This window comes from Streptomyces sp. NPDC048106, from assembly GCF_040706415.1.
GTDB lineage: Bacteria > Actinomycetota > Actinomycetes > Streptomycetales > Streptomycetaceae > Streptomyces.
Genome location: NZ_JBEZND010000017.1, coordinates 89,803 through 101,416, shown reverse-complemented (window position 1 = coordinate 101,416; position 11,614 = coordinate 89,803). Strand labels below are relative to the sequence as shown.

The 11,614-nt window shown below is 73.7% G+C and carries 7 protein-coding genes; 6 read left to right on the top strand and 1 reads right to left on the bottom strand.

From position 1 onward, the window contains the following. Positions 1–121: 121 nt before the first annotated feature. On the top strand, positions 122–1,807 hold the full coding sequence (locus tag AB0927_RS19280; RefSeq protein WP_366668827.1) for a M1 family aminopeptidase: 1,686 nt from the start codon (positions 122–124) through the stop codon (positions 1,805–1,807). 239 nt (positions 1,808–2,046) lie between these two features. Beyond that, positions 2,047–3,537 carry a GTPase HflX gene (gene hflX, locus AB0927_RS19275; RefSeq protein ID WP_366668826.1) on the top strand — a complete coding sequence of 497 codons (1,491 nt, stop codon included), beginning with the start codon at positions 2,047–2,049 and terminating at the stop codon, positions 3,535–3,537. A 64-nt stretch (positions 3,538–3,601) separates the two neighbouring features. On the opposite strand, the gene AB0927_RS19270 is transcribed toward hflX, so the two are convergent. Beyond that, positions 3,602–4,831: a hypothetical protein gene (locus AB0927_RS19270; protein ID WP_366668825.1), complete on the bottom strand. Its 1,230-nt coding sequence runs from the start codon at positions 4,829–4,831 to the stop codon at positions 3,602–3,604. A gap of 308 nt (positions 4,832–5,139) precedes the next feature. On the opposite strand from AB0927_RS19270, the gene AB0927_RS19265 reads away from it, so the two are divergent. The 4 genes from AB0927_RS19265 (at position 5,140) to AB0927_RS19250 (ending at position 11,576) form a co-directional block, all read left to right on the top strand. Beyond that, a complete protein-coding gene (locus tag AB0927_RS19265; protein ID WP_366668824.1) occupies positions 5,140–6,717 on the top strand; it encodes a diaminobutyrate--2-oxoglutarate transaminase family protein in 1,578 nt (525 codons plus the stop codon). A gap of 171 nt (positions 6,718–6,888) precedes the next feature. Continuing rightward, on the top strand, positions 6,889–8,829 hold the full coding sequence (locus AB0927_RS19260; protein ID WP_366668823.1) for an IucA/IucC family protein: 1,941 nt from the start codon (positions 6,889–6,891) through the stop codon (positions 8,827–8,829). 70 nt (positions 8,830–8,899) lie between these two features. Beyond that, positions 8,900–9,523 (top strand): GNAT family N-acetyltransferase, encoded by a 624-nt coding sequence (locus AB0927_RS19255; protein WP_366668871.1) that lies wholly within the window; start codon positions 8,900–8,902, stop codon positions 9,521–9,523. Positions 9,524–9,599: 76 nt separating this feature from the next. After that, entirely contained in the window at positions 9,600–11,576 is a 1,977-nt protein-coding gene (locus tag AB0927_RS19250) for an ATP-dependent DNA helicase (protein ID WP_366668822.1), read from the top strand. Positions 11,577–11,614: the final 38 nt, after the last annotated feature.

Genomic DNA, 11,614 nt, shown 5'->3' with positions numbered 1-11,614 from the left:
GACGTACGGCCGCGCCCAGTACCCGGCGCCGGCCCCCCGAACCCCGTAGCGGGCAACCCGTTCGAGTGGGCCGGTCGCGCGTCGCCACCGCCGGGCGCGCGGGCGCTGGTAGCGGTGGTCCATGCTGCTCAATCCCCGCCACCGGGCCACCCCGGGCCCCGCGCCCCGCCACGAGGCCACCCTCGGGCCGGTCACCGGCTACGAGGCCACTCCCGGCCTCGCCCTCCCCCACCGGGCCGCCCCCGGTCGCGCCGCCGGCCACGAGGCCGCCCCCGGCCCCCGCCCCCTTGCGGCGCCCCGGTCGCGCAAGGCCACGCGTCGCAACGCCGGCCTGCTCGCCGCCGTCGCCGCCTCCCTCTGCCTGGTCGGTGCCGCCGCCCCGCCCGTGCCGCTCGGCATCGGCGACCGGCTGTACCCGACGCTGGGCAACCCCGGCTACGACGTCGCGTCGTACGACGTGGACCTCACGTACCCGGGCACCAACGACAAGCCGCTCCAGGCCGTCACCACCATCGACGCCTGGGCCACCGCCGACCTGGACCGCGTCAACCTCGACTTCGCGCGCGGCACCGTCCGTTCCGTCGAGGTCGACGGGGTCCCCGCGGACTTCGCCAGTGCCGGGGAGGACCTGGTCGTCACGCCCGTGCGACCGCTGCGCCGGGGCGACTGGACCCGGATCACCGTGCACCACACCAGCGACCCCAGGCCCGACCAGGGCCAGAAGGGCGACGGCGGCTGGGTGCCCACCACCGACGGCCTCGTCATGGCGAACCAGGCCGACGCCGCGCACCTGGTCTTCCCGTGCAACGACCACCCGTCCGACAAGGCGATGTTCACCTTCCACGTCACCGCGCCGAACGCCTACACCGTGGTCGCCAACGGCCTGCCCACCGACTCCGAGCGGGTCGGCGCCAGCACCACCTGGACCTATCGCACCCAGCACCCCATGGCCACCGAGCTGGCCCAGGTGTCCATCGGCCGCTCCGCCGTGCCGCGCCGCCAGGGCCCCCACGGGCTGCCCCTGCGCGACGTGGTGCCCAGCGCCGACCGCGAGACCCTCGAACCCTGGCTCGCCAAGACGCCCGACCAGATCGCCTGGATGGAGAGCAAGGTCGGCCGGTACCCGTTCGAGACGTACGGCGTGATCATGGCGAACGCCACCACCGGGTTCGAACTGGAGACACAGACCCTCTCGCTCTTCGAGAAGGACCTGTTCACCGATCCCCGCTACCCCAAGTGGTACGTCGACTCGGTCATGGTGCACGAGCTGTCCCACCAGTGGTTCGGCGACAGCGTCAGCCCCCGCTCCTGGTCGGACGTGTGGCTGAACGAGGGGCACGCGACCTGGTACGAGGCCCTGTACGGGGACGAGAAGGGCCACCAGCCCATGATCGACCGGATGAAGCGCGCGTACGGCGCCTCCGACGGCTGGCGCGCCTCCGGCGGTCCGCCCGCCCTGCCCAAGGCGCCCGCGCCCGGCCAGAAGATCAGCATCTTCCGGCCCAGCGTCTACGACGGCGCGGCCCTCGCCCTCTACGCCCTGCGGCAGGAGATCGGCCGGCCGGCCTTCGAGCACCTGGAGCGGCTCTGGGTCCGCGACCACCGCGACGCCAACGCCTCCACCAGCGATTTCATCAGCCTGGCCTCCACGGTCGCCGGCCGGGACCTCAGCGGCTTCCTGCACGGCTGGCTGTACGGCGAGAAGACCCCGCCGATGCCGGGCCACCCGGACTGGAAGCCGGCGAGTCCGTCCAAGAAGGAGTCGAAGAAGGAAGGGAAGCCGGCGAAGCGGCCGGCCCACAAGTGAGGCGGCGGGCGGCGCCACTCCAGCCCCCGCTCCAGCCGTGCTCCGGCCCTCCTCCCGGTCCCGCTCCGGCCCCGGGATAACACGGTGACGCGACGCGCCGCCTCGTGCGACCATCTTCGGGTCGGCGCCGCGCGGGACGCGGGAATCTCCCGGGGTACCCGTGCGTTGACCAAGACGTGCGGTCCGGCCGGGCCGCCGTACCGACGCCGTCACGGCACGCCCATCGACGTAAGGATCCAATGACCTCCTCTTCTTCCCCTTCCCAGGACGCCAAGCGCATGGCGCACGCCTACCCCGAGGGTCTTCGGGCCGATGCCCTGATGGAAGAGGACGTCGCCTGGAGCCACGAGATCGACGGAGAGCGGGACGGCGACCAGTTCGACCGCTCCGAACGCGCGGCCCTGCGCCGCGTGGCGGGTCTGTCCACCGAGCTGGAGGACGTCACCGAGGTCGAGTACCGCCAGCTCCGCCTGGAGCGGGTCGTGCTCGTCGGCGTGTGGACCACCGGCACCGTACAGGACGCCGACAACTCCCTCGCGGAGCTGGCGGCCCTCGCGGAGACGGCGGGCGCGCTTGTGCTCGACGGCGTCATCCAGCGCCGCGACAAGCCCGACGCGGCCACCTACATCGGCTCCGGCAAGGCCATCGAGCTGCGGGACATCGTCCTGGAGACCGGCGCCGACACCGTGATCTGCGACGGTGAGCTGAGCCCCGGCCAGCTGATCCAGCTGGAGGACGTGGTCAAGGTCAAGGTCATCGACCGCACCGCCCTGATCCTGGACATCTTCGCCCAGCACGCCAAGTCCCGCGAGGGCAAGGCGCAGGTCGCGCTCGCGCAGATGCAGTACATGCTGCCGAGGCTGCGCGGCTGGGGTCAGTCGCTGTCCCGGCAGATGGGTGGCGGTCGCGGCGGCCTCGCCACGCGTGGCCCCGGTGAGACCAAGATCGAGACCGACCGGCGGCGGATCCGCGAGAAGATGGCGAAGATGCGCCGGGAGATCGCGGACATGAAGACCGGCCGCGAGATCAAGCGCCAGGAGCGCCGGCGCAACAAGGTGCCCTCCGTCGCCATCGCGGGCTACACCAACGCCGGCAAGTCCTCCCTGCTCAACCGGCTCACCGGCGCGGGCGTCCTGGTCGAGAACGCGCTGTTCGCGACCCTGGACCCGACCGTGCGCCGCGCGGAGACCCCGAGCGGCCGCCTGTACACGCTGGCGGACACCGTCGGCTTCGTCCGGCACCTGCCCCACCACCTGGTCGAGGCGTTCCGCTCCACCATGGAGGAGGTCGGCGACTCCGACCTGATCCTGCACGTGGTGGACGGCTCGCACCCGGTCCCCGAGGAGCAGCTCGCCGCCGTGCGCGAGGTCATCCGGGACGTCGGCGCCACCGACGTGCCCGAGATCGTCGTGATCAACAAGGCGGACGCGGCCGACCCGCTGGTCCTCCAGCGGCTGCTGCGCGTCGAGAAGCGCTCCATCGCGGTCTCGGCCCGCACCGGCCGGGGCATCGCCGAGCTGCTCGCGCTCATCGACGACGAGCTGCCGCGCCCCTCGGTCGAGATCGAGGCGCTGGTGCCGTACACCCACGGCAAGCTCGTCGCGCGCACCCACACCGAGGGCGAGGTGATCTCCGAGGAGCACACCGCGGAGGGCACCCTGCTCAAGGCCCGGGTGCACGAGGAACTGGCGGCGGACCTCGCGCCGTACACGCCCGTCTCCGCGGCCTGACCCACGGCAGTACGAAGGCCCGCCACCCCCTCGGGGGCGGCGGGCCTTCGCCGTGGTCCGGGGACTACTGACCGGCGAACTTGTCGCTGACCGACTTGTACACGCCCTTGGCGACGTCACCGAACCGGGGACCCGCCAGCCAGCCCGTCGTCACCGGGCCGATCGAGGTGTTGGACACCAGCGCCGGCTTGCCGTCCGAGCCGGTCTCCACCCAGCCGCCGCCGGAGGCGCCACCGGTCATGGTGCAGCCGATCCGGTACATCGTCGGGGCGTCCTGGACGATCGACAGCCGGCCCGGCTTGTCCGCGCACTGGTACAGCAGCTGACCGTCGTACGGCGGCGCCGCCGGGTAGCCCGAGGCCGTCATGTTCTGCACCTTCGGCACGGCCGGCGCGTTGAAGTCCACCGGCAGCGCCCCGCCGACCGTCTCCTCCAGCGACTTGCCGCCACTGCCCTGCTCCGGCGTCACGTGGATGACCGCGAAGTCGTACGGCGCCCCGTCGCCGCCGGTCTCGCCGCCCTGGTCGATCCACTGCTGGGAGGTCTGCGCCGCGTCCGCCCACCAGACGCCGTACGGCGCGATCTGCTCGCGCGTGGCCTGCTGCAACTGGTCGACCGACTTGGCCGCGTTGTTGTACGACGGCACGAACGCGAGGTTGCGGTACCAGCCGCCGCTCTTGCCGGCGTGCACACAGTGGCCCGCCGTCCAGACGAGGTTGGACTTGCCCGGGTGCGCGGGGTCCTCCACGACCGTGCCCGAGCAGACCATGTGGCCCTCGGGGGAGTCGAAGAACACCTTGCCCGAGGTGGCCGCGTTGGCGTGGTACGGCGCCGCGACCTGCCGCGCCTTCACCGCCTGCGGCGTCGGGTCGGTCACGCCCTGGTCACCGGAGATGTCGTTGTCGTCGACGCCCTTGTCCGGGTCGCCCGCGTGCCGCATCCGGTCCGGGTCCCACAGGCCCTTGATGATCGGGTTGATGAAGTCGTTGGCCTCGCGTAGCCAGTCCTTGCGGTTCCAGTCCTTCCAGGCGCCGTTCTTCCACTTGTCGACGTCGATCCCGTGTTCCTTGAGCTTCTGCCGCAGGTCGTCCGGGATCTTGATCTTTCCGTCGCCGGTGCCGGCCGCGGCGGCGGAGGCGGACGGGTCGCCGCCGGCTTGGTCGTCGCCGCCGCAGGCGGTGGCGGTCAGCGCCAGCGCCGAGGCGAGGGCGACCGCCGCCAGCGAGGTCGAGGCACGGCGGGTGCGGGCGCCCCTCTCTCGCCGGGTGGTGGACGACGGCCGTATGGATCGCATGCTCTTGACTCCCCGTGTGGTGACGGAACTTCGGCGCTCGGCCATGGCATCGGCGGCCCGCCCATGGGCAGTTCGGGCCGGCGCCGTGACCTTGCGGAACGGCATCACACCCTATGCGTTCAGGTGTGCGGGACCTCCGCCGGAACGGCAACGGTTTCGCTACGAGCGGCGCGCGGGCCGCCGGATCCGATCCGGGGTCAGGCCGTGACCCCGCCGCGTGGTGAGCGGTTGTAGGCGGTGGGGGGCCCGCTGCCTGTCCTTGGTCCCCGTGGATCAACTCGCCTTTTACCGCGGGAGGACAGCCAGCCGTGGCCGTGACCGAGTCGTTGGCGGAAGAAGCGCACGGGCCGGCGGGTGCCGTGCACGAGGGGATCCTGCGACGCCAGTCGGCGCGCGAGTCCTCGGCGCGCACCTACGCACGGGCCCTGCCCATCGTGCCGGTGCGGGCGCGCGGGCTGACCATCGAGGGCGCCGACGGCCGCCGCTACCTGGACTGCCTCTCCGGCGCGGGTACGCTCGCGCTCGGCCACAACCATCCGGTGGTGCTGGAGGCCGTGCGCCAAGTCCTCGACTCCGGAGCCCCGTTGTCGGTCCTCGACCTCGCGACCCCGGTCAAGGACGCGTTCATCACCGAGCTGTTCCGCACCCTGCCGCCGGGTCTCGCCGGGCGGGCGCGCGTGCAGTTCTGCGGACCGGCCGGGACGGACGCCGTCGAGGCCGCGCTCAAACTGGTCCGCACCGCGACGGGGCGCTCCGGTGTCCTCGCCTTCACCGGCGCGTACCACGGCATGACCGCCGGCGCGCTGGCCGTCTCCGGTGGCGCGCCCGAGGTCCAGGTCACGCGGCTGCCCTATCCGCAGGACTACCGCTGCCCCTTCGGCGTCGGCGGCCCCGAGGGCGCCGAACTCGCCGCCCGCTGGACCGAGTCGCTCCTCGACGACCCCAAGTCCGGTGTGCCGCTGCCCGCCGGGATGATCCTCGAACCGGTGCAGGGCGAGGGCGGGGTGCTCCCGGCCCCGGACGACTGGCTGCGCCGGATGCGCCGCCTCACCGCGGACCGCTCCATCCCGCTGATCGCCGACGAGGTCCAGACCGGCGTCGGCCGCACCGGCGCCTTCTGGGCCGTCGGCCACAGCGGCATCACCCCCGACGTGATGGTCCTCTCCAAGGCCATCGGCGGCAGCCTCCCGCTGGCCGTCATCGTCTACCGCGACGACCTCGACGTCTGGCAACCGGGCGCGCACGCGGGCACGTTCCGCGGCAATCAGCTCGCGATGGCGGCGGGCACGGCGACGCTCGCGTTCGTCCGGGAGAACGGCCTGGCGGAGCGGGCGGGCCGGCTCGGGGCACGGGTGATGGAGCGACTGCGCGCGGACATCGGGGCGTTGGCGTGCGTGGGGGAGGTCCGGGGGCGGGGGCTGATGATCGGGGTGGAGCTGGTGGAGCCGGAGGGGGACGGGGCGGCCGGTGGTTTGGTCGGCGGGGCGGTCGGCGGGGGGAGCTCCGCCTTCGGCCCGGACGCGGATCGCGCCGGTGGGGAGCCCGCCGCCCACGACGTGCACGCTGCGCCTTCCGGCGCGGAGTCCGCCGCGCACGCCTTCGGCGCCGTGCCTTCCCGGGCGGAGCCCGCGCGGGCGCCCCGGCCCGCCGCGCCGGGACTCGCCGCGGCCGTCCAGCGGGAGTGCCTGCGGCGGGGGCTCATCGTGGAGCTCGGCGGGCGGCACTCCTCGGTGGTCCGGCTGCTGCCGCCGCTCACGATCAGCGACGAGCAGACGGCGGCCGTACTGGACCGGCTGACCGACGCGGTCGGGGCGGTGGCCCGCGATCACGAGACGCATGGCCCACAGCACGCACTCCGGCACGGCCCAGCATCCTCCGCCGACTGACGACCACGGCCGGCACGGAGAGACCACGCACCAACCGCTCGTCCCGCGGGGGACGCCGCGCGGCCCCCGCGCGTCGCCCCCGCCGGCACACACCCGCGCCCGCCCCGCGCCCGCCCCGCGCCCGATCCGCTCACATCCGCTCACCTCCCGCTCACGTCCCGAGGAGCCGTCTTGAACGCCACGCCCACCCCCGACGGCCGCTCCGGTGCCCCCGATGAACCGGGGGCATCCGCTGCCGGCGCGCCGTTCGTCGAGGCGGTCCCGCAGCAGCGCAGGCGGGTCGTGGATCCGGCCCGGCCGACCGCGCCCGGTGCCGAGCCGCTGGACGACCCCGATGCCGGGACCGCGGCGCAGGCCGCCGCCGTGGAGAACCTGCTGCGGTGCTGGGTGCGCGAGACAGGCCTGCGCGCCCCGGCTTCCGGCACCCTGCACATCGCGCTCCCCGCCAGCGCCACCCGCCTGCTCGTCCCGGTCCGGTACTGGTCCCCGGCCGGCTGGCACCGCTTCGGACCGCCCCGGTTCGCCGACGCGCCCGAGACCGCCTCGCCCGTCGACGCCGTCACCCTCGCGGCGCTGCTCGCCAGGGAGGGCGGGGAGAGCGGGGAGGGCGCGGGCGGCGACGGCGACGACCTCGTGGCGCGGGTGGCCGACTCCCTCCGCCGTACCGCCACCTTCATCCGCGACCGGCGCGAGGCCCCCGCCGACGGCCCCGACCTCTTCCTCGGTACCGAACAGGCCCTCCTGCTCGGCCACCCCCTGCACCCGACCCCGAAGAGCCGCGAGGGCCTGACGGAGGCGGAAGTCCCCCTCTACTCACCCGAGTCGCACGGCGCCTTCCCGCTGCACTGGATGGCCGTCGCACCCTGCCTGCTCGCGACCGACTCGGCCTGGACCGAGCGGGGCCGCCCCGTCCCCGCCGACCACCTCGTCCGGCACCTGGCGGAGACCACCCTGCCCCTGCCCGACGGATACACCGCCCTCCCACTGCACCCCTGGCAGGCCCGCGAGGTACGCCACCGCGCCCCCGTCGCCGCGCTGCTCGACGCGGGACTCCTCAGGGACCTCGGCCCGCACGGCCCCGCCTGGCATCCCACCTCCTCCGTGCGCACCGTGTACCGCTCCGGCGCCCCCGCGATGCTCAAGCTGTCGCTGGGCCTGCGCATCACCAACTCCCGCCGGGAGAACCTGCGCAAGGAGCTGTGGCGCGGAGTCGAGGTGCACCGGCTGCTGCGCGCGGGCCTGTCCAGGCAGTGGCAGGCCGCGCACCCCGGCTTCGACATCGTGCGCGATCCGGCATGGCTCGCGGTGGACGACCCGGACGGCCGGCCGGTGCCCGGACTGGACGTGATGATCCGGCACAACCCCTTCACCCCGGCCGACGACGTCGGCTGCGTCGCCGGACTGATCTCGCCCCGGCCACTCACCGACGTCACCCCCGGCCCAGCCCCTGATACCAACCCCGCCCCCGCGACCAGCGGCCCCGTTCCGCCCATGCGGTCCCGGCTCTCCCTCCTCGTCGCCCGGCTCGCCGCCCGCACCGGCCGCCCCGTCGCCGCCGTCGCCACGGAGTGGTTCCTGCGCTACCTGGAACAGGTCGTCCGGCCCGTCCTCTGGCTGGACGCCGAGGCGGGCATCGCCCTCGAAGCCCACCAGCAGAACACCCTCGTCCTGCTCGACCGCGACGGCTGGCCCAGGGGCGGCCGCTACCGGGACAACCAGGGCTACTACTTCCGCGCCTCCCGCCGCGCCGAACTCGACGCCCGGCTGCCCGGCATCGGCACGCGCAGCGACACCTTCGTCTCCGACGAGGTCACCGACGAACGCTTCGCCTATTACCTCGCCGTCAACAACGTGTTCGGCCTGATCGGCGCCCTCGGCTCCCAGCACCTCGCCGACGAGCGCCTGCTCCTCGCCGCGTTCCGCCGCTTCCTCACCCACCTCGTCACCGGCCCCGCGGCCCTGCGCACCCCCCTGCCCGCCCGGCTGCTCGACTCACCCGTCCTGCGCTGCAAGGCCAACCTGCTGACCCGGCTGCACGGACTCGACGAACTCGTCGGCCCGGTCGACACCCAGTCCGTGTACGTCACCATCGCCAACCCCCTTCACCCGTAAGGCCCTTCGGCAGCCCAGAGAGGAACCCGCCGTGCCGCCCTCCGACGTGTGCACCGCCCCCACCGAGTTCCTGGACCTCCTCACCGACGGGACCACCGGTGGTCTCCTCGCCGGGACCACCGACGACCTCCTCGACGGCCTCCCCTCCTGGCCGCCGGTGCGAACCCCCGTCGGCACCTTCCGGTTGGCGCCCGTGCGCATCGAGCGCGACCTGCCGCTCGTCCACGCCTGGATGAACGACCCCGCCGTCGCCGAGTTCTGGGAACTGGCCGGCCCCCGGCACCGCACCGCGGACCATCTGCGCGCCCAACTCGACGGCGACGGACGGAGCGTGCCGTGCCTCGGCGTGCTGGACGGCACCCCGATGAGCTACTGGGAGATCTACCGGGCCGACCTGGACCCCCTGGCCCTCCACTACCCGGTGCTGCCCCACGACACAGGCATCCACCTGCTCCTCGGCGCGGCCGGCGACCGCGGCCGGGGGCTCGGCTCCGCGCTGCTGCGGGCCGTGGCCGACCTCGTCCTCGACCGGCGCCCGGCCTGCGCCCGGGTCGTGGCGGAGCCCGACCACCGCAACACACCCTCCCTCGCCGCGTTCCTCGGCGCCGGTTTCCGGTACGCGGCCGAGGTCGACCTGCCCGGCAAGCTGGCCGCGCTCATGATCCGGGACCGGGTGCTGCGCGATGTGCTGTAGCGTCGGGTGAGCGGGGTCTCACCATGGGTGTGAACGGCGTCCGTTTGTCGGTCCCGGGCCGTAGGCTGGTCGGGCTATGACGAAGCCCTCACTCTCCGAACTCCTGCATGCCGCCGTCGCCGCGGTCGGCGGCACGGAGCGCCCCGGCCAGGTGACCATGGCCGAATCGGTCGCCGAGGCGATCGACGACGGATCCCATCTGCTGGTCCAGGCCGGCACCGGCACCGGAAAGTCGCTGGGCTATCTCGTGCCCGCGCTCGCGCACGGGGAGAGAGTGGTCGTCGCGACGGCCACCCTCGCTCTCCAGCGCCAGCTGGTGGAGCGCGACCTGCCGCGCACGGTCGACGCCCTGCACCCGCTGCTGCGCCGCCGCCCCGAGTTCGCCATGCTCAAGGGCCGCTCCAACTACCTCTGCCTGCACCGGCTGCACGAGGGCATGCCCCAGGACGAGGAGGACGGCCTCTTCGACCAGTTCGAGGCGGCCGCGCCCACCAGCAGACTGGGCCAGGACCTGCTGCGGCTGCGGGACTGGTCGGACGAGACCGAGACCGGCGACCGGGACGACCTCACCCCGGGCGTCTCGGACCGCGCCTGGGCGCAGGTGTCGGTGTCCTCGCGGGAGTGCCTCGGCGCCACCAAGTGCGCGTACGGCGCCGAGTGCTTCGCGGAGGCGGCCCGCGAGCGCGCCAAGCTCGCCGAGGTCGTCGTCACCAACCACGCGCTGCTGGCCATCGACGCCATCGAGGGCGCCCCGGTGCTGCCCCAGCACGAGGTGCTGATCGTGGACGAGGCGCATGAACTCGTCTCCCGGGTCACCGGCGTCGCCACCGGCGAGCTGACCCCCGGCCAGGTCAACCGCGCCGTGCGCCGCGCCGCGAAACTCGTCAACGAGAAGGCGGCCGACCAGCTCCAGACCGCCGCCGAGGGGTTCGAGCGGCTGATGGAGCTGGCGCTGCCGGGCCGCCTGGAGGAGATCCCCGAGGACCTCGGCTACGCGCTGATGACGCTGCGGGACGCCGCCCGTACGGTGATCTCCGCGATCGGCGCCACCCGCGACAAGTCCGTCCAGGACGAGGACGCCGTCCGCAAGCAGGCCCTGGCCTCGGTCGAGGCGGTCCACGACGTGGCGGAGCGCGTGCTGAACGGCTCCGAGTGGGACGTCGTCTGGTACGAGCGGCACGACCGCTTCGGCGCCTCCCTGCGCATCGCCCCCATGTCCGTCTCCGGGCTGCTCAGGGAGAAGCTGTTCGCCGACCGCGCCGTCGTCCTCACCTCCGCCACCCTCAAGCTGGGCGGCGACTTCAACGGCGTCGGCGCCTCCCTCGGACTCGGCCCCGAGGGCGTCGAGGGCGAGGACCTGCCGCAGTGGAAGGGCGTCGACGTCGGCTCCCCCTTCGACTACCGCAAGCAGGGCATCCTGTACGTCGCCAGACACCTGGCCCGCCCCGCGCGGGACGGCGAGCGCGGTGACATGCTCGACGAGCTGACGGAGCTGATCCAGGCGGCCGGCGGCCGCACCCTCGGGTTGTTCTCCTCCATGCGGGCCGCCCAGCTCGCCGCCGAGGAGCTGCGCTCGCGGATCCCGGAGTACCCGATCCTGCTCCAGGGCGAGGAGACGCTCGGCGAGCTGATCAAGAACTTCGCGGCCGACCCGAAGACCTGCCTCTTCGGCACGCTGTCGCTGTGGCAGGGCGTGGACGTCCCCGGGCCAAGCTGCCAGCTGGTCGTCATGGACAAGATCCCGTTCCCCCGCCCCGACGACCCGCTGATGAGCGCCCGCCAGAAGGCGGTGGAGGACGCGGGGGGCAACGGGTTCATGGCGGTGGCCGCCACCCACGCGGCCCTGCTGATGGCCCAGGGCGCCGGCCGCCTCGTCCGCGCGTCGGGCGACCGGGGCGTCGTCGCCGTACTGGACCAGCGGCTGGCCACGGCGCGGTACGGCGGGTATCTCAAGGCGTCCCTGCCGGACTTCTGGTACACCACGGACCGCGACCAGGTCCGCCGGTCGCTGTCGGCGATCGACGCGGCGGCCAAGCAGGCGGAGGCCGAGTGAGCATGCCGTAGGCAAGGCAGGGCCCCGGAACCGGCGCA